At 52.5% G+C, this 19,601-nt stretch carries 16 protein-coding genes, 1 tRNA gene and 2 pseudogenes; 8 read left to right on the top strand and 11 right to left on the bottom strand.

Annotated elements, in window-relative coordinates:
* The first annotated feature begins 52 nt into the window (after positions 1–52).
* Positions 53–1,189 carry a 23S rRNA (guanine(1835)-N(2))-methyltransferase RlmG gene (gene rlmG, locus NA389_RS16170; protein WP_000019989.1) on the top strand — a complete coding sequence of 379 codons (1,137 nt, stop codon included), beginning with the start codon at positions 53–55 and terminating at the stop codon, positions 1,187–1,189.
* Between the two features lie 80 nt (positions 1,190–1,269).
* Here the strand turns inward: rlmG and NA389_RS16165 are convergent, their stop codons facing one another.
* Both NA389_RS16165 and ygjG read right to left on the bottom strand, forming a co-directional pair.
* A complete protein-coding gene (locus NA389_RS16165; protein ID WP_000121519.1) occupies positions 1,270–3,288 on the bottom strand; it encodes an NADPH-dependent 2,4-dienoyl-CoA reductase in 2,019 nt (672 codons plus the stop codon).
* A 170-nt stretch (positions 3,289–3,458) separates the two neighbouring features.
* The gene (ygjG, locus tag NA389_RS16160) at positions 3,459–4,838 is read right to left on the bottom strand and encodes a putrescine aminotransferase (protein ID WP_001520281.1); all 1,380 of its coding nucleotides are present in this window, start codon (positions 4,836–4,838) and stop codon (positions 3,459–3,461) included.
* 429 nt (positions 4,839–5,267) lie between these two features.
* Between ygjG and NA389_RS16155 the strand changes: the two genes are divergently transcribed.
* Both NA389_RS16155 and NA389_RS16150 read left to right on the top strand, forming a co-directional pair.
* Positions 5,268–6,788: a methyl-accepting chemotaxis protein gene (locus NA389_RS16155; RefSeq protein WP_000094648.1), complete on the top strand. Its 1,521-nt coding sequence runs from the start codon at positions 5,268–5,270 to the stop codon at positions 6,786–6,788.
* A 386-nt stretch (positions 6,789–7,174) separates the two neighbouring features.
* Positions 7,175–8,743, top strand: coding sequence for a methyl-accepting chemotaxis protein (locus NA389_RS16150; RefSeq protein ID WP_000478462.1), 1,569 nt, complete (start codon positions 7,175–7,177; stop codon positions 8,741–8,743).
* On the opposite strand, the gene NA389_RS16145 is transcribed toward NA389_RS16150, so the two are convergent.
* Positions 8,740–9,387, bottom strand: coding sequence for a PadR family transcriptional regulator (locus NA389_RS16145; protein WP_000983434.1), 648 nt, complete (start codon positions 9,385–9,387; stop codon positions 8,740–8,742). The genes NA389_RS16150 and NA389_RS16145 overlap by 4 nt on opposite strands.
* Before the next feature lie 231 nt (positions 9,388–9,618).
* Here NA389_RS16145 and NA389_RS16140 point away from each other — a divergent pair, with 231 nt between their 5' ends.
* Entirely contained in the window at positions 9,619–10,386 is a 768-nt protein-coding gene (locus tag NA389_RS16140) for a siderophore-interacting protein (protein WP_000213764.1), read from the top strand.
* A 78-nt stretch (positions 10,387–10,464) separates the two neighbouring features.
* On the opposite strand, the gene NA389_RS16135 is transcribed toward NA389_RS16140, so the two are convergent.
* Positions 10,465–10,540: transfer RNA gene (locus tag NA389_RS16135), tRNA-Ile, on the bottom strand.
* Positions 10,541–10,665: 125 nt separating this feature from the next.
* On the opposite strand from NA389_RS16135, the gene mug reads away from it, so the two are divergent.
* Positions 10,666–11,172: a G/U mismatch-specific DNA glycosylase gene (gene mug / locus NA389_RS16130; protein ID WP_000237780.1), complete on the top strand. Its 507-nt coding sequence runs from the start codon at positions 10,666–10,668 to the stop codon at positions 11,170–11,172.
* Positions 11,173–11,228: 56 nt separating this feature from the next.
* On the opposite strand, the gene NA389_RS16125 is transcribed toward mug, so the two are convergent.
* The 4 genes from NA389_RS16125 to rpsU form a co-directional block, all read right to left on the bottom strand.
* Positions 11,229–11,792: an NADAR family protein gene (locus NA389_RS16125; RefSeq protein ID WP_001183951.1), complete on the bottom strand. Its 564-nt coding sequence runs from the start codon at positions 11,790–11,792 to the stop codon at positions 11,229–11,231.
* A gap of 59 nt (positions 11,793–11,851) precedes the next feature.
* Complete coding sequence (rpoD, locus tag NA389_RS16120) at positions 11,852–13,834, bottom strand: RNA polymerase sigma factor RpoD (protein ID WP_001120159.1); 1,983 nt, start codon at positions 13,832–13,834, stop codon at positions 11,852–11,854.
* Positions 13,835–13,848: 14 nt separating this feature from the next.
* Positions 13,849–15,594, bottom strand: a complete 1,746-nt coding sequence (dnaG, locus tag NA389_RS16115) for a DNA primase (RefSeq protein ID WP_000918862.1) — start codon at positions 15,592–15,594, stop codon at positions 13,849–13,851.
* A gap of 235 nt (positions 15,595–15,829) precedes the next feature.
* On the bottom strand, positions 15,830–16,045 hold the full coding sequence (rpsU, locus tag NA389_RS16110) for a 30S ribosomal protein S21 (RefSeq protein WP_001144069.1): 216 nt from the start codon (positions 16,043–16,045) through the stop codon (positions 15,830–15,832).
* A gap of 227 nt (positions 16,046–16,272) precedes the next feature.
* On the opposite strand from rpsU, the gene tsaD reads away from it, so the two are divergent.
* The gene (gene tsaD / locus NA389_RS16105) at positions 16,273–17,286 is read left to right on the top strand and encodes a tRNA (adenosine(37)-N6)-threonylcarbamoyltransferase complex transferase subunit TsaD (protein WP_001264387.1); all 1,014 of its coding nucleotides are present in this window, start codon (positions 16,273–16,275) and stop codon (positions 17,284–17,286) included.
* Positions 17,287–17,409: 123 nt separating this feature from the next.
* Here the strand turns inward: tsaD and NA389_RS16100 are convergent.
* Positions 17,410–17,472: pseudogene (locus tag NA389_RS16100) on the bottom strand (hypothetical protein); the annotation flags it as partial.
* 37 nt (positions 17,473–17,509) lie between these two features.
* Positions 17,510–18,127, bottom strand: coding sequence for a glycerol-3-phosphate 1-O-acyltransferase PlsY (gene plsY / locus NA389_RS16095; RefSeq protein WP_001272785.1), 618 nt, complete (start codon positions 18,125–18,127; stop codon positions 17,510–17,512).
* Positions 18,128–18,233: 106 nt separating this feature from the next.
* Between plsY and folB the strand changes: the two genes are divergently transcribed.
* Together folB and bacA are read left to right on the top strand one after the other, a co-directional pair.
* Positions 18,234–18,593 carry a bifunctional dihydroneopterin aldolase/7,8-dihydroneopterin epimerase gene (folB, locus tag NA389_RS16090; RefSeq protein ID WP_000355776.1) on the top strand — a complete coding sequence of 120 codons (360 nt, stop codon included), beginning with the start codon at positions 18,234–18,236 and terminating at the stop codon, positions 18,591–18,593.
* Positions 18,594–18,690: 97 nt separating this feature from the next.
* The gene (gene bacA / locus NA389_RS16085) at positions 18,691–19,512 is read left to right on the top strand and encodes an undecaprenyl-diphosphate phosphatase (RefSeq protein ID WP_001281933.1); all 822 of its coding nucleotides are present in this window, start codon (positions 18,691–18,693) and stop codon (positions 19,510–19,512) included.
* Here bacA and NA389_RS16080 read toward each other — a convergent pair.
* A pseudogene (locus tag NA389_RS16080) lies at positions 19,511–19,595 on the bottom strand (hypothetical protein); the annotation flags it as partial. The gene bacA and the pseudogene NA389_RS16080 overlap by 2 nt on opposite strands.
* Positions 19,596–19,601 lie beyond the last annotated feature (6 nt).

Below are 19,601 nucleotides of genomic sequence, written 5' to 3'. Positions count from 1 at the left end.
TCACGCACCCTTTTCAGGGATAACGCCGCAATTTTACCATTCAGGAGGCCTAATGAGCCACGTAGACGACGGTTTCCGTTCACTGACGCTGAAACGTTTTCCGCAAACGGATGATGTTAACCCGCTTCTGGCGTGGGAGGCGGCCGATGAGTATCTGCTGCAACAGTTGGATGAGACGGAAATTCGCGGCCCGGTGCTGATCCTGAATGATACGTTTGGCGCGCTAAGCTGTGCGCTGGCGGAGCATTCGCCATACAGTATTGGCGATTCGTATTTAAGCGAACTGGGTACGCGAGAGAATTTACGCCATAACGGCATCGCGGAGTCCAGCGTAACGTTTCTCGACAGTACCGCTGACTACCCGCAGGCGCCGGGCGTGGTATTGATTAAGGTACCGAAAACACTGGCGTTGCTGGAACAGCAGTTACGCGCTTTGCGTAAGGTCGTTACGGCGCAAACGCGTATTATCGCCGGCGCGAAAGCGCGTGATATTCATACCTCTACGCTGGAACTGTTTGAAAAAGTGCTGGGCCCAACCACGACGACGCTGGCGTGGAAGAAAGCGCGCCTGATTAACTGTACCTTCAGTCATCCGCAACTGGCCGACGCGCCGCAAACGCTAAGCTGGAAACTGGAAGATACAGGCTGGACGATTCACAACCACGCGAATGTGTTTTCTCGTACCGGATTGGATATCGGCGCGCGCTTCTTTATGCAGCATTTGCCGGAAAACCTCGACGGGGAGATTGTCGATCTCGGCTGCGGCAATGGGGTGATTGGCCTGAGCTTACTGGCGAAAAATCCGCAGGCGAACGTGGTATTTGTCGATGAATCGCCGATGGCGGTAGATTCCAGCCGTTTGAATGTAGAAACGAACCTGCCGGAAGCGTTCGAACGCTGCGAATTTATGATCAACAACGCGCTCTCCGGCGTGGAGCCGTTCCGTTTTAACGCTGTATTCTGCAACCCGCCGTTCCACCAGAAACATGCGCTGACGGATAATATCGCCTGGGAGATGTTCCATCACGCCCGCCGCTGCCTGAAAATCAACGGCGAACTGTATATTGTGGCGAACCGCCATCTGGACTATTTCCACAAGCTGAAGAAGATTTTCGGTAATTGCGCGACGATAGCAACCAACAATAAATTTGTTATTTTGAAAGCGGTGAAGCAGGGACGCCGTCGATAAGGCGCTCAAGCGTCATACCGGCCTATAAAACCGGTATGACGACGTAAGCCCGATAAGCGCAGCACCATCAGGTAAAGTCGTTAAATCTCCAGCGCCAGTCGGGTGCCCTGGGCAATCGCCCGTCGGGCATCCAGCTCCATCGCGACATCGCATCCGCCGATAAGATGTACCGTTTTACCTGCGGCGCGTAACGGGTCCGCCAGCTCGCGGCGAGGTTCCTGTCCGGCGCAGATCACCACATGATCCACTTCCAGCAACTGCGGTTCGCCGCCGATCAAGAGATGTAATCCGTCGTCGTCGATCTTCTGGTAACTAACCGCCGGGATCATCTTCACGCCGCGCGCCAGTAACGTCGCGCGATGGATCCAGCCGGTGGTTTTACCTAATCCTTCGCCCGGCTTGCTGGCTTTGCGTTGCAGCATGACGATTTGCCGTGGACTACGTGCCTGGCGCGGGCCTTCCGGGCGCAGACCGCCTGCCTGTTGCAGGCTGGTATCAATTCCCCATTCCGTACAAAATTCAGCAATATTTTGGCTGGTGGATTCGCCGTGCTGGCTCAGATACATGGCCGTGTCAAAACCGATACCGCCGCAGCCGATGATCGCCACTCGCTTACCAACCGGCGCTTTATCGCGCAATACCTCCAGGTAGGTCAATGCTTTTGGATGATCGATACCGTCTATCGGCGGGCGGCGCGGTACTATTCCGCAGGCGAGGATCGCTTCGTCAAACGGCTGAAGATCCTCTGCGTTCACCCGTTGGTTCAGTTTCAGCGTAACGCCAGTAACATCGATCATTCGACGGTAGTAGCGCAGCGTTTCGTAAAACTCCTCTTTACCTGGGATCTGCCTGGCGATAGTGAACTGACCGCCAATTTCACTCTGGGCGTCAAACAGCGTGACATGATGGCCGCGCGACGCGGCGTTAATCGCGAAAGCCAGCCCCGCCGGGCCTGCGCCGACAACGGCCAGATTCTTTTTGCGTATGGCCGGCGTTATCGGCATGTGGGTTTCGTGACAGGCGCGTGGGTTCACCAGACAGGAGGTCACTTTGCCGATGAAGATCCGATCCAGACAGGCCTGATTACAGCCGATACAGGTGTTGATCTCATCTGCGCGTCCGGATTGCGCTTTAGTCAGGAATTCGGCATCGGCAAGGAAGGGGCGCGCCATCGACACCATATCGGCATCGCCGTGCGTCAGGATCGTCTCGGCGACCTGCGGATCGTTAATGCGATTGGTCGCGATCAGCGGAACCGACACATGACCTTTAAGTTTCCGCGTCACCCAGCTAAAGGCGCCACGCGGTACTGGCGTGGCGATGGTCGGGATTCGCGCCTCATGCCAGCCAATGCCGGTATTAATTAGGCTTGCGCCTGCGGCTTCAATGGCTTGCGCCAGTTGTACCGTTTCGTCGAACGTGCCGCCATTTTCCACCAGATCGAGCATCGACAGGCGATAGATAATAATAAAGTCGTTCCCTACCCGCTGGCGTACCGCGCGTACTACCTCAACCGCGAAGCGCATACGGCTGGCATAGTCGCCGCCCCATTCGTCATCGCGATGGTTAGTTCGCCGGGTGAGAAATTCATTAATCAGATAGCCCTCTGATCCCATCACCTCTACGCCGTCGTAGCCTGCTTCCCGCGCCAGCTGCGCGCAATGCGCGAAGTCGTCGATTAACTGCAAGATTTCATCATGCGTCAGTTCATGCGGCATAAAGCGGTTGATTGGCGCCTGAATTGCCGACGGCGCGACCAGGTGCGGCTGATAGCTGTAACGTCCGGTGTGCAGAATTTGCAGCGCGATTTTACCGCCTTGCGCATGTACGGCATCGGTCACCACGCGGTGAGGCGTTAACTGGCTGGCATCGTTCAGCATCGCGCCGCCGGTCATCACGACCCCGGAGGGAACGGGCGCAATACCGCCGGTGACGATTAACGCTACGCCGTGTCGCGCGCGCTCGGCATAAAATGCCGCCAGGCGCTCGGCGCCATCAGGATGTTCTTCCAGACCCGTGTGCATCGATCCCATCAGCACGCGGTTTCTGAGAGTAGTAAAGCCCAGATCGAGCGGGGCGAACAGCGATGGGTAGCTCATAAGCGTATCCAGTATGTAAAATTATTGTTATGTGGTCGGATGAGTTACTACTGTAGCCGTCGCGAGGTAAAAGGGAAAAGGGGAATGTGGTGATTGTGATGGGATTCAAAAAAGAGGCCGCGACCCGGGGAAAACAGGCCGGATAAGCACAGCGCCATCCGGCATCGTTTTTAAACCTCTTCAACGCTCACCTGCATCGCCGCCAGCGCATTACGCGCTGATTTCAATACCTGTTCGCACAGTTCAATGGTTAGCGTGAGCGGTGGCTCGATACGAATTGTTTTCGCATTATTCAGTGTACCAGCGACCAGCACGCGTTGACGGAACATCTCACTGGCAAAACGGTAGCCCGTTTCGTTATCGACAAATTCAATGGCCATCAACATACCTTTGCCGCGCGCATCGTGTACCAGATTGGGATATTCACGCGCAAGTTGTCGAAAACCATCCAGGAGCGTATCGCCTTTTTGTTCCGCCTGGGCCGGGAGATTTTGCTCCAGCAGGACGTTAATGGTCGCCAGCGCGGCAGCACAAGCCAGCGGATTACCGCCAAAAGTGGTGGTATGCAGGAAGGGGTTGTCGAACAGAACCGAAAACACCTCTTCAGTCGCGATGGTGGCGCCAATCGGCATCACGCCGCCGCCCAGGGCTTTCGCCAGACACAGAATATCAGGCTGCACATTTTCGTGCTCGCAGGCAAACATCTTGCCGGTACGCCCCATGCCGGTTTGTACTTCATCCAGAATCATCAGCGCACCGAATTCGTCACAGAGCTTACGTACCTCTGTCAGGTATCCCTGCGGCGGCAGGATCACGCCGCCTTCACCCTGAATTGGCTCCAGAATCACGGCTGCTATCTCGTCGCCCGTTTTTTTGCCTTCGCTAAATGCCATGCTCATCGCGTCGATATTGCCAAACGGCACATGGCGGAAGCCCGGCAGTAAAGGCATAAAGGGTCTGCGGAAGGTGGATTTGGCCGTGGCGGAGAGCGCGCCCAATGATTTGCCGTGAAATGCGCCGCTGGTGGCGATAAAGGTAAACTTGCCGCGCGGCGACTGATACGCTTTTGCCAGTTTTAGCGCCGCTTCGACGGATTCGGTGCCGCTGTTACAGAAAAAGCTGTACTTGAGTTTCCCCGGTGTCAGCGCCGCCAGCGTTTTTGCCAGCATCGCCCGCAAGGGGTCAAGTAACTCCTGGCTGTGGAGAGGTTGTTTTGCGAGTTGATTCTGGACGGCGGATACCACAACAGGATTACGGTGCCCCACGTTAAAGATGCCAAACCCCCCAAGACAGTCGATAAACTCCTGCCCCTGGGTGTCGACAAGCGTATTCAAACTGCCCGCTTGCCACTCTACGGCTCCGTAATCCCCGCCGGCGGTAACAGATTTCCGGTATTCCAGAAATCCTGGATTTACATGCTCTTTAAAGTAGTCAATGACCTCTCGGTTTAGTGCTTTCATTTCCTCATGGTTTAGCGTTCGCTTCTCGATGAGATTCAGTGCGTGCGCGCTACAGGCCAAAGCCGATGCGCTGGAAGGTAACCTGTTCAAAATGAGCTCCAGAGGGCCGTGTATCACATGATACTGAATTAAGTATTGCAGGGATTAGCGGGGGTCTAAGCCCATAGTGAAAATCGGGATAAACACCAGGAGCAATCACATTTACACAACATTTAATGTTATGTGTTAACAATTGGATGCATTTTGAGCAGATCTTGTTTTATGGTTTACGGTGTGTTGCGTTAACGGCGGCGTGAGAAAAAGGTGAGCCAGGGCAGATTTTAAAGAAAAAGGTTGTCCATGCTAAACAATTTCATAATGAAAATAAGGCGCAGGATGAGGTGAAAATCGTACAAATATTAAGGATTAATCGCAAATTGCGATCCAGAGCAATTTTAACAACTAAAGATAAATAGATTAGCGCCGAAATAACATCTGAGCGAAAAATTAACATCCAGATAACCTGCACAGGACGCTATCATGTCTTCTCATCCCTACGTCAGCCAGCTAAATACCCCGCTGGATGATGATACCACTCTGATGTCTACGACCGACCTGGAAAGCTATATCACTCACGCCAATGACACTTTTGTCCAAGTGAGCGGCTATCAGTTAAACGAGTTACTGGCGCAGCCACATAATCTGGTGCGTCATCCGGATATGCCGAAAGCTGCCTTCGCAGATATGTGGTACACCCTAAAACAGGGCGAACCGTGGAGCGGCATTGTGAAAAACCGGCGTAAAAACGGCGACCATTATTGGGTGCGGGCCAACGCGGTACCGATGATACGTGAAGGGCGTGTGACGGGATATATGTCGATCCGTACCCGCGCCACGGATGATGAGATTGCCGCCGTCGAGCCTTTATATCAGGCGCTAAATGAAGGGCGGTGTAGTAAACGTATTCATAAAGGCCTGGTGGTTCGTCAGGGCTTGCTGGGCAAACTGCCCGCTATGCCTGTTCGCTGGCGAGTGCGTAGTATTATGGGGCTAATGGCCGTAATGCTGGCGTTGGCGCTGTTCGGTACGGATACCTCATGGCAGGCGTTGCTGTTGGGCGCGTTGGCGATGCTGGCAGGTACGGCGCTATTTGAATGGCAAATTGTGCGTCCCATTGAAAATGTGGCGACGCAGGCGCTGAAAGTGGCGACCGGCGAACGCAACAGCGTACAACACCTTAATCGTAGCGATGAGTTGGGGCTGACGCTGAGGGCCGTGGGGCAGCTTGGCTTGATGTGCCGCTGGCTGATCAATGACGTATCAAGTCAGGTTTCCAGCGTCAGAAACGGCAGTGAAAGGCTGGCGAAGGGTAATAATGATCTGAACGAACACACCCGTCAGACCGTGGAGAATGTTCAGGAAACGGTAACGACCATGAACCAGATGGCGGAGTCCGTGAAGCTCAATTCCGAGACGGCTTCCGCTGCGGATAAGCTTTCCATGGCGGCCAGTAGCGCGGCGACTCAGGGAGGTGAGGCGATGGATACGGTGATTAAAACGATGGATGATATCGCTCACAGTACGCAACGTATCGGGACGATCACCACGCTAATTAACGATATCGCTTTTCAGACGAATATCCTGGCGCTGAATGCGGCGGTAGAAGCGGCGAGAGCGGGCGAGCAGGGGAAAGGGTTTGCCGTGGTTGCTGGCGAGGTACGCCATCTTGCCAGCCGCAGCGCTAACGCGGCGAACGATATTCGTAAATTAATTGACGCCAGCGCAACAAAGGTGCAGTCAGGCTCCGAGCAGGTTCACGCCGCAGGCCGTACCATGGATGACATTGTAGCCCAGGTGCAAAATGTCACCCTGCTTATCGCACGGATCAGCCAGTCGACGCAGGAACAGACAGATGGGCTTTCCAGCCTGACTCGCGCCGTGGACGAGTTGAACCGCATAACCCAGAAGAATGCGGCGCTGGTGGAAGAGAGCGCACAAGTCTCCGCGATGGTAAAACACCGTGCCAGCCGGCTGGAGGATGCGGTCACGGTACTGCATTAAGTTTATTTGTAGGTCGCAACGGTAATGACATCCGCCCGGTAGCAACAAGCTTACCGGGCGGATGCGCTCTGATAGAAGGCGGTGCCTGCCATCACAGAGAGTATCAGTGGCCTGTGATGTTAAAAATAATGTGATATTTATTCCTTCTTCCTACCTACCTATTAATAGGTATAAGCTCAGTTGATAAATAAGAAATGGTTAACCTTTTAGCGTATTTCTTTCATTATTGGTGCCAATTTATGGCACTATTGGTTCATCTTTCTGTGAACAATAAAAATTACTTACTAATAATGTTCCGAAATAAAAAGCGATCAATATCATAAAGTTAGTAACATTATTGCCGATAAATCTTCCTGTATGAGGATATGCAATCCCAGGGAGAAAATATGTTTTTGCATAACATTAAAATACGTTCAAAATTATTTATGGCCTTTGGCTTATTCATTGTTCTCATGGTGGTGAGTTCCGCTCTGTCTTTGTTTAGCCTTGATCGGGCTAATACGGGTATGCAGGACATTATTACCAATGATTATCCCACCACGGTAAAAGCCAATCTGTTAATCGATAATTTTAATGATTTCATCATCGCGCAGCAGCTCATGTTACTGGATGAAGAGGGGCGCTGGAGCCAGAGCTCGCAGAAAGAACTCAGTGAGATAAGCCAGCGCATTTCGGCTTTACTGGATGAGCTTTCCAGGGAAAATAGTCACGATGCGGATTCACAGAAAATCATTAATGAGATCCGTGAAGCGCGCCAGCAATACCTGGAGTCCAGATTCCGTATTTTGAAAGATATTCAAAGCAATAATCGTCAGGCGGCCATTCAGGAGATGATGACCAGAACGGTGCAGGTGCAAAAAGTCTATAAGGACAAAGTCCAGGAACTTATCGCTGTTCAGGACGCGCAGATGCATGAAGCGAGCGTGCAGGTCAAAGAGGATTTTAAAAATAATCGGACGCTGTTAATCACTTTGGCGCTGATAAGCATCGCCGCCGGAGGCGTAATGGGATGGTATATTGTGCGTTCTATTACCCGACCGCTTGATGACGCGGTACGCTTTGCCGAGGCGATCGCCGATGGCGATCTGACTCGTCATATCACCACCGACTATAAAGATGAAACAGGCGTACTACTGCAAGCGTTAATGGCGATGAAAACGCGTCTGCTGGATATCGTACAGGAAGTGCAAAACGGTTCGGAGAGTATCTCCACGGCGGCGGCGCAAATTGTCGCCGGTAACCAGGATTTGGCGGCGCGTACGGAAGAGCAGGCCAGCTCGGTTGAAGAAACGGCGGCGTCGATGGAACAGATTACCGCCACGGTTAAAAATACGGCTGACCATACCAGTGAAGCGACCAAACTCTCTGCCGGCGCCGCCAGCGTGGTGAAAAACAATGGGGAGATGATGAATCAAGTGACGCAGAAAATGCGCGTCATTAACGATACGGCAAATCGTATGTCGGATATCATCAATATCATTGATTCCATTGCCTTTCAGACCAATATTCTGGCGCTGAACGCGGCGGTTGAAGCGGCGCGCGCGGGCGAACATGGACGTGGTTTTGCCGTTGTCGCCGGAGAGGTTCGCCAGTTGGCGCAAAAGAGCGCCTCGTCAGCCAGTGAAATCCGTAATTTGATTGAAGATTCAACCAGTCAGACTCAGGAAGGGATGCACCTGGTGGAGAAAGCCAGCGCCCTGATTAATGGCATGGTGGATAACGTCGAAGAGATGGATGTGATATTACGCGAGATTGGGCAGGCCAGCCGTGAGCAAACTGACGGTATTTCGCAGATTAACAGCGCGATTGGCCTGATTGACGCCGCCACGCAACAAAACTCCTGCCTTGTGGAAGAGTCTGTTGCCGCCGCAGCGTCGCTGAACGAACAGGCGTTACATTTAAAAGAGCTGGTTAACGTGTTCCGCGTCCGCGAAGAGGACACGCAGCCCGCTTAATCCAGTTCGGCGATTTCCAGCGCCGCGCGATCAATCACGCCGATAATGCGTTTGATTTGCGCGTCGTTGATATCGCTGTGGTTTATCCGCAGATCCAGCACGGCCTTGAAGTTATCCAGCGCCCGCTTCATCTGCGGATTTTTACGTAACTCCATGCCCACACAACGGGCTTTTAGCCGCGCCTGAATATGCGTCAGGTGTTCGCGATTTTCATCAAGCCATTGCGCGCCGTTCGCGGTAATCGCGATTTTTTTCCGCCCGCCTTCTTCGTCGCTAATCGTGATAAATTGCTGATCCTGTAAAAAATCCAGCGTAGGGTAGATCACACCAGCGCTTGGCGTATAGCCGCCCCCCGTCAGGTTTTCTATCGCTTTAATCAGTTCATAGCCGTGGCTGGCGTCCCGGGTCAGGATATCAAGAATGACCAGCCGAAGTTCCCCGTGGCCAAAAAATCGCTGACGTCGACCACCGCCCTGTCCATGACGACCACAGCCGTGTCCGTGACGGTGTTCGCCGCCGCAACTGGCGTTCTCATGCTGATGCGCGCTATGGCAGCCTTCATGCTGATGTTCGCGATCTTTGCAGCAACCATCGTGCTTATGATCCCGGTTTTTGCAACACCCTTCATGTTGATTTTGCATCATTGCCTCCTGCTTATTTAGATATATCTAATTTATATCTAAATGATGGGTTTTAGCAAGGGTAAAAGCGATTGTTGCTATAATCTATTAATTTATAACGTTTTATTCTAAGGTTATAGTTAGCGACTCGTTGCCAGAACACTATCAAAAAACAGTTGCATTTTTACTGATTAACAATCATTATCATTTAAAACTTTAATTTAGATATATCGTATTACTTCACGAAGGCAAAAAATGACGACATCATCCGTACGCTACCCACAACGTGTTCGTAATGAACTGCGTTTTCGCGAGCTGACCGTTCTGCGGGTAGAACGTATTAGCGCAGGATTTCAGCGGATCGTACTTGGCGGCGAGGCGCTGGACGGTTTCACCTCCCTGGGCTTTGACGATCACACGAAAGTTTTTTTCCCTGAGCCAGGCTGTCGCTTTACGCCTCCGACAGTCACTGAGGAAGGTATTATCTGGGGGGAGGGCGTTCGTCCGGTCTCCAGGGATTACACGCCGCTGTATGATGAGGCGCGTCGCGAGCTGGCGCTGGATTTCTTTATCCACGATGGCGGCGTAGCCAGCCGTTGGGCAATGGAAGCCCGTGAAGGCGATACACTGACGATCGGCGGGCCGCGCGGTTCGCTGGTGGTGCCGGAGGATTATGCCTGTCAGGTTTATGTCTGCGATGAGTCCGGTATGCCTGCGCTGCGTCGTCGTCTGGAATCGCTTAGTCGTCTGCCTGCGCGCCCTGCGGTAACCGCGCTGGTGAGCATTCAGGATGCCGAATATCGCGATTATCTCGCCCATTTGACGGATATTACTGTGGAATATGTTGTTGGCGGCGATGAACAGGCAATACAAACGCGCCTGTCGCAGCTGACAATACCAGAATCAGACTATTTCATCTGGATTACTGGCGAAGGCAAAACGGTAAAACGTTTAAGTCAGTGCTTTGAAAAGGGGTTTGATCCACACCTGGTACGTGCGGCAGCCTATTGGCATCGTAAATAGCGGTATGGGGCGACCCTGTCAGAAACAAAAAAGCCACTCTTTAGAGTGGCTTAATTATATGATTTTAAAGCTAAAATTTGGTGGCCCCTGCTGGACTTGAACCAGCGACCAAGCGATTATGAGTCGCCTGCTCTAACCACTGAGCTAAGGGGCCGTGGCGGTGGATTATAATGTAACTTTACGCTGTAATCCAGCCGTAACCGTGCGGGTGCTGTTTTTATAAACAATGTGTTTTCAACCCGTTATACTTAAAGTACGTTGTATTGCTCAGGAGTAATAATGGTTAAGGACATACTGGCGCCAGGGCTACGGGTGGTTTTTTGCGGCATCAATCCGGGACTTTCCTCGGCGAATACCGGCTTTCCGTTTGCGCATCCCGCGAATCGTTTTTGGAAAGTTATTCATTTGGCCGGTTTCACCGATCGACAGTTGAAACCGGAAGAGGCGGAAAAATTACTGGATTTTCGCTGCGGGGTAACGAAACTCGTCGACCGACCGACAGTACAAGCGACTGAGGTGAAGTTGCATGAATTACGTAGCGGCGGACGCAACCTGATTGAAAAGATAGAGGACTATCAGCCTGCGGCGCTGGCGGTGCTTGGTAAACAGGCTTTTGAACAGGGATTCAGCCAGCGCGGCACACAGTGGGGAAAACAAACGCACACCATTGGCGCGACGCAAATTTGGGTGTTGCCAAATCCGAGTGGTTTGAGTCGCGTTTCACTTGAGAAGCTGGTGGAAGCATATCACGAGCTGGACCAGGCGCTGGTGATGCGGGGCTTGTGAAGTACAGTGTAACGAAGTTATGAGTGGGCAAAGCACCGCTCCTCACAGATACGGATTTATTCTTCCGCCAAACGGTCTCTGACTACCATAAGCGCAAATCCCAGCAGATTTTTCCCCTTCCAGTGAGATGGCACACCGGCATGGGGATGATCTTTTGCAAGGCCAATTCCCCAGATTTTATCCACCGGACTGGCTTCAACCAGAATGCGAGGCTGCGTATTTAGCAAGAATGTTTTTAATGCCGAATGTTGGCTAAATTTGTGATAATTCCCCTCACTGACCAGCTCAAAGCAGCAGTCTTGCCAGCGTTGTTCATCAAAGTTTGTCACCTGTCTCCCCAGCTTTTTTGCTTCAGCCGGGGTTGCCGCTGCCAGAATTCTGGCAAGTGTTTTACTGTCGTTAAACAGCCGCGCTTTTCCTGCCATCATCCAGTGTTCTGCGGTGGCGTAAGTTATACCATCATAGGTAAAAGGTGAACCCTGCCACCACTGACTAAAGCAAGAGGCGGTAATTTCGTTATTCGCGGCAGGTTGATGACCCCAGAACCACAGATATTTCACTTTTTTCCCGGCATCGAGAGCGGAAAGAAGGGCGGGGAGAGAATAGTATCCTTGCTGCATTGCCAGATTTCCTTAATAAAAAAGCCCTCACGATGGAGGGCTTATGCACATATTTACAATTAATCGTCGAGGAAGCTGCGCAGCACTTCAGAACGGCTCGGGTGGCGCAGTTTACGCAGCGCCTTCGCTTCGATCTGACGGATACGTTCGCGGGTAACATCGAACTGTTTACCCACTTCTTCCAGCGTGTGGTCGGTGTTCATATCGATACCGAAACGCATACGCAGCACTTTCGCTTCACGAGCGGTCAGGCCAGCCAAAACGTCGTGAGTGGCGGCGCGCAGGCTCTCGGTAGTGGCAGAGTCCAGCGGCAGCTCGAGGGTGGTATCCTCGATGAAATCACCCAGATGCGAATCTTCATCGTCGCCGATCGGCGTTTCCATGGAGATAGGCTCTTTGGCAATCTTCAGCACCTTACGAATTTTATCTTCCGGCATCAGCATCCGTTCAGCCAGCTCTTCCGGCGTTGGCTCGCGGCCCATCTCTTGCAGCATCTGGCGAGAAATACGGTTGAGCTTGTTGATGGTCTCAATCATATGCACCGGAATACGGATGGTGCGCGCCTGATCCGCGATAGAACGGGTGATCGCCTGACGGATCCACCAGGTTGCGTAGGTGGAGAACTTGTAACCACGACGGTATTCAAATTTATCAACCGCTTTCATCAGACCGATGTTGCCTTCCTGAATCAGGTCAAGGAACTGCAAGCCACGGTTGGTGTATTTCTTAGCGATAGAAATAACCAGACGTAAGTTCGCTTCAACCATCTCTTTCTTCGCACGGCGGGCTTTCGCTTCCCCGATGGACATGCGACGGTTGATGTCTTTCACCTGTTCGATGGTCAGACCGGTCTCTTCTTCAATCTGCCGCAGTTTTTGCAGGCAGCGTTGCACTTCTTCCGCGACATCGTGCAGTTTTTCCGACCACGGTTTGTTCATCGCGATAGCGGCGTTGAACCAGGTTTCGCTGGTTTCGTTACCGGTAAACAGCGTGATAAAGTTCTTCTTCGGCATTTTGCACTGCTCGACGCAGAGCTTCATGATCAAACGTTCCTGAGTACGCACGCGATCCATCATCACGCGCATACTGTTGACCAGATAGTCGAATTGCTTCGGTACCAGACGGAACTGTTTGAACACTTCAGACAGCTTCAGAATCTCTTCCTGCGCGGCAGCATGGCTGCGGCCTTTCGCTTTGATGGTGTCGCGCGTAACGACGTATTGCGCGCGCAGCTCAGCGAATTTTTCGCGTGCCAGTTCAGGGTCAATGCTGTTGTCGTCATCGGCGGCGTCATCGTCGCCGTCTTCTTCATCTTCGTCTTCGTCATCATCCAGGTCTTCCTGGGAGAGTTCAGAACCGACGTGAGTTGCGGTCGGCGCCATCTCTTCTTCCGCGTTCGGATCGACAAAGCCGGTGATAAGATCGGACAAACGAGCCTCTTCAGCCTCAACGCGATCGTACTGTTCCAGCAGATAGGTAATGGCTTCCGGGTATTCGGCAACGGAGCATTGAACCTGGTTGATCCCGTCTTCGATACGTTTAGCGATGTCGATTTCGCCTTCCCGGGTCAATAGTTCAACAGTGCCCATTTCACGCATATACATGCGTACCGGGTCAGTCGTACGACCGATTTCAGACTCAACACTGGACAGAACTTGTGCAGCAGCTTCTTCCGCATCTTCATCGGTGCTGGTGGTATTTTCAGCCAGCAGCAGATCATCGGCATCAGGCGCTTCTTCCATTACCTGAATACCCATGTCGTTGATCATTTGGATGATATCTTCAATTTGATCTGAATCGACGATATCTTCCGGCAGATGGTCATTGACCTCAGCATAGGTCAGATAGCCTTGCTCCTTACCACGGGTGACAAGAAGTTTCAGCTGTGACTGCGGGTTTTGCTCCATAAGACGGTATCCACACTTATTCGTTTGATTGGTGTCGACGGTATAGCTGTCGACATTTAAAGCGAGGGCATACTTATATTTTGGCCGCTGCCTCTCACTGCGGCTGTCGGGGGCTTCCCGATCGATATGCGGCATTTAAGCCGTTAAATTCATTTTCTGGCCAGCTCCTGGTTTAACGTCCAGAGCTCTCGGCGTTCTTCGCTGCTTAAACCGTGAGTGCGATCGCGAGCGATCAGCTCTTCTTGTCGCAGTTGCAGCAGCGAATCAAACATATGGTTGAGTGAGTCGGTAAAGGTCTTTTCGGCAATCGCCTTATCTGCTATATCGTCCCACATCGATAATTTTTCAAGGGTCGCAGCATCATTTGTGCCACGGTAGAGTTCCAGAAGTTGTCCGGTAGTAAGACCTGGCTGAGCCAAACAAGTTTTGACCAATTCTTTAAATAAGCCAAGCCCAGGCAGCTTATTCTCATCCAGCGCGTCTAAGGGCGGCACTAACGGCGCGAGATCCGGATTTTGCACCAGTAATCCTATCAGTATACGCATGGTCGTGCGTTTTAGCTGCGGAGCCGGGCGGGAAACGCCGCTTTCCGCCTGTTTTGGCACTAAACGATCAAGCTGACTATCATCGAAAATGCCTAACTTCAGCCCCAACGTCTGGCGCAACTGAATACGGTGTGCGTCGCCAGGCACCTGATTAATGAGCGGCAGCGCCAGTGCGGCTAACTGCGTGCTGCCATCCGGCGAGCTTAAATCCACCTGCGGCAGGAGGCTATTAAACAGAAACGTAGAGAGCGGCTGCGCCTGCTCCATCCGCGCTTCAAAAGCCGCCTTGCCTTCTTTACGCACCAGCGTATCCGGGTCTTCGCCGTCAGGTAAAAACATAAAGCGTACCTGCCGACCATCGGTCATATAAGGCATTGCTGTTTCCAGCGCTCTCCAGGCGGCATCACGGCCAGCCCGGTCGCCGTCGTAACAGCAAATTACGTTGTTCGTCGCCCGGAATAACATATGCATATGGTCTGCCGTGGTTGAGGTACCCAGCGAAGCAACCGCATAGTTAATGTCGTATTGCGCTAGTGCGACGACATCCATATAACCTTCGACCACAAGCAAGCGTTGCGGTTCAGCACTATATTGCTGAGCCTCATAAAGACCATATAGCTGGCGGCCTTTATGGAAAATGTCCGTTTCCGGAGAGTTAAGGTATTTCGGCGTGTCGTTCCCCAGAACTCGACCGCCAAAACCAATCACCCTGCCGCGTTTGTCCCGGATAGGGAACATGACCCGATTACGGAAACGATCGTAAGTGCTGCCCTGCTCGTTATTGACCAGCATTCCGGCATCCAGCAACAATGCCTTGTTATCGCTGTTATTACCGAAGCGCTTTAACGCGTTATCCCAACCAGGCGGCGCGAAGCCAATGGCGAAACGCTGAATAATTTCAGCGCTCAGACCGCGCTTTTGCAGATAGTCACGCGCAGGTTTTGCCGCAGGATGGGTAAGCGACTGCTGATAAAAGTCATTCAGACCATTCATCAACTGATAGAGGTTTTGCCGTTGATGGCGCTCTATCTGGCTAAGCCCGGTGCCTGCTTCATAGGGAATTTCCAGGTTATGCATGGCCGCTAATTCTTCGACGGTTTCGACAAATTCGAGCTTGTCGTAATTCATCAAAAAGTCGATCGCATTGCCATGCGCGCCGCATCCAAAGCAGTGATAAAACTGTTTTTCACCGTTTACGGTGAAAGAAGGGGTTTTCTCATTATGGAATGGACAACACGCGTGATAGTTCTTGCCCTGTTTCTTGAGTTTTACGCGCACGTCGATCAGATCGACGATATCGGTTCTCGCCAGCAGGTCATTAATGAATACGCGTGGGATTCGTCCAGCCATATGCCCCTTTTATACACGTCATTCTTCAGGCTGCCGCAGTGTTGACTACGTTCGCTCACCCCTGTCGCTGACTTGCGTAAGCGCCGGGGACTTGCTCTCTTGCCGCCTGGACGCAGCATGAATGATTTTGTGTATATGCTAATGCATAAACGAAAACAAGCCGCGCATTCCTTTCGGAAGCACGGCCTTACAACTACAACTCGATCTGAATTGAGAGCAGCCCGCTCTCAAAAGATTAGTACAGACGAGTACGGCGTGCGTTTTCGCGAGCCAGTTTCTTCGCGTGACGTTTCACTGCAGAAGCTTTAGCGCGCTTACGTTCGGTCGTCGGTTTTTCATAGAACTCACGACGACGAACTTCCGCCAGAACACCTGCTTTTTCGCAGGAACGCTTGAAGCGACGCAGAGCTACGTCGAACGGCTCGTTTTCACGTACTTTAATTACCGGCATGTGCCTCTCACCTTTGATTAATTCGGTTTGCCGCTGGCATCAACGCCAGCTTATTTCAAAATGGTGCGGAATTTTACTGCAATTGCTGCTGCTTTGTAAAGCACCGCGGCCTTTTTTGAAAGGGACTTTTATAAGGTGAGGGAGTATACACGAAGTCGGGACTGAGGGTATACATCCACCCGCATTCGACCTACACTGCGCGGTATTAGAGCGAGGTAAAACAAGTCATGCGTGTACTGGGTATTGAAACATCCTGCGATGAAACCGGCATCGCTATTTACGACGACAAAAAAGGTCTGTTAGCCAACCAATTGTATAGTCAGGTGAAATTACATGCTGACTACGGCGGCGTAGTGCCTGAACTGGCTTCCCGCGATCATGTGCGTAAAACCGTGCCGCTGATTCAGGCGGCATTAAAAGAAGCCGGTCTGACGGCGAGCGATATCGACGCGGTGGCCTATACCGCAGGCCCGGGCCTGGTCGGCGCGCTGCTGGTCGGCGCAACCGTCGGGCGTTCGCTGGCATTTGCCTGGAATGCGCCGGCCATTCCTGTACACCATATGGAAGGTCATCTGCTGGCGCCGATGCTGGAGGATAACCCTCCGGATTTCCCGTTTGTGGCGCTACTGGTCTCCGGCGGACATACGCAGCTCATTAGCGTGACCGGAATCGGTCAGTACGAACTGCTGGGAGAGTCGATTGACGATGCCGCCGGTGAAGCGTTTGATAAAACCGCCAAATTGTTGGGGCTGGATTATCCTGGCGGCCCGATGCTGTCGAAAATGGCGTCGCAGGGGACGGCGGGACGTTTTGTCTTTCCGCGCCCGATGACCGATCGTCCGGGGCTGGATTTTAGTTTTTCCGGTCTGAAAACCTTTGCCGCTAACACCATTCGTAGTAATGGCGACGACGAACAAACTCGCGCTGATATCGCGCGCGCTTTTGAAGATGCGGTCGTGGATACGCTGATGATCAAGTGCAAGCGCGCGCTGGAAAGCACCGGTTTTAAGCGTCTGGTCATGGCGGGCGGCGTCAGCGCTAACCGCACGCTGCGTGCGAAGCTTGCCGAAATGATGCAAAAACGCCGCGGCGAAGTGTTCTATGCGCGTCCGGAGTTTTGTACTGACAACGGGGCGATGATCGCCTATGCCGGAATGGTGCGGTTTAAGGCGGGCGTTACGGCGGATCTTGGCGTAACGGTACGTCCGCGCTGGCCGCTGGCCGAGCTGCCGGCGGCGTAAAAGCGGAAAAAAGGGGGCGACATCATGCCGCCCCAACGGGTTTACAGTAAAACGACGGGCATCCACAACAGCCCGGTGACGATCAGCAGCACCAGGAAGATCAGGCCGAAAATCGCGCCTAACCACGCCAATGGTGGAAGGGTGACGCGCGGCGGATTCGATATGTACGCCTATCACCGAGCTATTTATCCGGCGATGCGCAGGCACGGCATAGCGTAAAAAACTACTCCGAATCTTTCTGGCGTTTCTTTTTCAGCTTCGTCCAGATTTTCGTCTCCTGGCGACGCCACAGACGCTGGATGTTGTCATGATGGCGCAGCAAAATGAGACATGACAGCATCGACACCGGGAAGGTGAACTGCGGTTTAAACCACCAGACGTAAAACGGCGCAATCAAGGCGCTGACAATCGCCCCTAACGATGAATAACCGCTTAACAGGACCGTCAGCAGCCAGGTGCCAGCCATAACGCCGGTTAAATCCCAGCCGATGGGCGCAATGGCACCAAATGCGGTTGCTACGCCTTTCCCACCTTTAAAGCCAAAAAAGACCGGCCAGATATGCCCCAGACAGGCGGCGATAGCGATAAGCCCCAGCCAGAAAGGGGTAACGCCTAACGCATACGCGCCCCAGACGGGCAACATGCCTTTAAGGATGTCAAAAATAAGTACCGCGACAGCCGCTCCCTTGCCACCGATTCGTAATACGTTCGTCGCGCCCGGGTTGCCGGAGCCGCTTTCACGCGGATCGGGCAGCCCGGCGATGCGGCAAACCAGAATGGCACTGGAAATTGAGCCGCAGAGGTACGCGAAGAGGATCATTCCAGGCGCGATTGCACTCATAAGCTGTTCCGTATTGAAAGTGTCGTTTTATTTACTATTTCTGTGGATAATACGCACATTTCGCCGGAAGTGGTATCCGGGTTAGCCAAAAAGCAGGCAGGTCGTGATGGATATTGTATTTATAGAGCAACTTTCGGTAATCACCACTATCGGTGTTTACGACTGGGAACAGACTATCGAGCAAAAACTGGTGTTCGATATCGAAATGGCGTGGGATAACCGTAAGTCGGCGAAAAGCGATGATGTCGCAGATTGTCTAAGTTACGCGGATATCGCCGACACGGTGATAAATCATGTCGAAGGCGGGCGTTTTGCTCTGGTCGAGCGCGTGGCGGAAGAGGTGGCGGATCTGCTGCTTAGTCGATTTAATTCTCCGTGGGTTCGCATCAAACTGAGCAAGCCTGGCGCCGTCGCGCGCGCGGCGAACGTAGGGGTAATTATTGAGCGTGGCAATAATCTGAAATAAAAATAAATAATTTTATATTTTTTAAACCAAACGGTTATATATGGGGTCTTAACGCGAGATCCATTTTTGCAGTGTTTTTCATTTTAGGGGTTTATTGATGAGCGATATGCACTCGCTGCTGATAGCGGCAATTTTGGGTGTGGTCGAAGGATTGACGGAGTTTTTGCCGGTATCCAGCACGGGCCATATGATTATTGTGGGTCATCTGCTGGGGTTTGAAGGCGATACGGCCAAGACATTCGAAGTGGTGATTCAACTTGGATCTATTCTGGCGGTCGTGGTGATGTTCTGGCGGCGGTTGTTTGGTCTCATCGGTATTCACTTTGGCCGCCCGCTACAGCGTGAAGGTGAAAGTAAAGGTCGATTAACGTTGATTCACATCCTGCTGGGCATGATTCCGGCGGTGGTGCTGGGGTTAGTCTTTCATGACACGATCAAGTCGCTATTTAACCCGATTAACGTGATGTACGCGCTGGTGGTAGGCGGTCTGTTGCTGATTGCCGCCGAGTGCCTGAAGCCGAAAGAACCGCGCGCGCCGGGGCTGGATGATATGACGTATCGTCAGGCGTTTATGATTGGCTGTTTCCAGTGTCTGGCGCTGTGGCCGGGCTTCTCGCGTTCCGGAGCGACCATTTCCGGTGGGATGCTGATGGGCGTCAGCCGTTACGCCGCCTCTGAGTTCTCGTTCTTACTGGCTGTGCCGATGATGATGGGCGCAACGGTTCTGGATCTCTACAAAAGTTGGTCATTCCTGACCGCAGCGGATATTCCGATGTTCGCAGTGGGCTTTGTGACGGCGTTTGTGGTGGCGCTGATCGCCATCAAGACCTTCCTGCAACTGATTAAGCGTATCTCGTTTATTCCGTTTGCGATTTACCGCTTTGTGGTGGCGGCTGCCGTTTACGTTGTCTTCTTCTGATGATTGACCTGCCGGATGGCGGCGTACCGCCTTGTCCGGCCTAACTGTTTTGTCGGTCTGATAAGCGCAGCGCCATCAGGCAATTTATC

Source organism: Salmonella sp. NW645, from assembly GCF_051703725.1.
Taxonomy (GTDB): domain Bacteria; phylum Pseudomonadota; class Gammaproteobacteria; order Enterobacterales; family Enterobacteriaceae; genus Salmonella; species Salmonella enterica.
The sequence above is the reverse complement of the archived record's forward strand: the minus strand, read 5'-3'. Positions and strand labels throughout refer to the sequence as shown.

Bases quoted from the DNA above. Each gene is read 5' to 3' on its own strand.
- rlmG (WP_000019989.1), top strand. From the start codon at position 53: ATGAGCCACGTAGACGACGGTTTCCGTTCACTGACGCTGAAACGTTTT.
- NA389_RS16165 (WP_000121519.1), bottom strand. From the start codon at position 3,288: ATGAGCTACCCATCGCTGTTCGCCCCGCTCGATCTGGGCTTTACTACT.
- NA389_RS16155 (WP_000094648.1), top strand. From the start codon at position 5,268: ATGTCTTCTCATCCCTACGTCAGCCAGCTAAATACCCCGCTGGATGAT.
- NA389_RS16150 (WP_000478462.1), top strand. From the start codon at position 7,175: ATGTTTTTGCATAACATTAAAATACGTTCAAAATTATTTATGGCCTTT.
- NA389_RS16145 (WP_000983434.1), bottom strand. From the start codon at position 9,387: ATGATGCAAAATCAACATGAAGGGTGTTGCAAAAACCGGGATCATAAG.
- NA389_RS16140 (WP_000213764.1), top strand. From the start codon at position 9,619: ATGACGACATCATCCGTACGCTACCCACAACGTGTTCGTAATGAACTG.
- mug (WP_000237780.1), top strand. From the start codon at position 10,666: ATGGTTAAGGACATACTGGCGCCAGGGCTACGGGTGGTTTTTTGCGGC.
- NA389_RS16125 (WP_001183951.1), bottom strand. From the start codon at position 11,792: ATGCAGCAAGGATACTATTCTCTCCCCGCCCTTCTTTCCGCTCTCGAT.
- rpoD (WP_001120159.1), bottom strand. From the start codon at position 13,834: ATGCCGCATATCGATCGGGAAGCCCCCGACAGCCGCAGTGAGAGGCAG.
- dnaG (WP_000918862.1), bottom strand. From the start codon at position 15,594: ATGGCTGGACGAATCCCACGCGTATTCATTAATGACCTGCTGGCGAGA.
- rpsU (WP_001144069.1), bottom strand. From the start codon at position 16,045: ATGCCGGTAATTAAAGTACGTGAAAACGAGCCGTTCGACGTAGCTCTG.
- tsaD (WP_001264387.1), top strand. From the start codon at position 16,273: ATGCGTGTACTGGGTATTGAAACATCCTGCGATGAAACCGGCATCGCT.
- plsY (WP_001272785.1), bottom strand. From the start codon at position 18,127: ATGAGTGCAATCGCGCCTGGAATGATCCTCTTCGCGTACCTCTGCGGC.
- folB (WP_000355776.1), top strand. From the start codon at position 18,234: ATGGATATTGTATTTATAGAGCAACTTTCGGTAATCACCACTATCGGT.
- bacA (WP_001281933.1), top strand. From the start codon at position 18,691: ATGAGCGATATGCACTCGCTGCTGATAGCGGCAATTTTGGGTGTGGTC.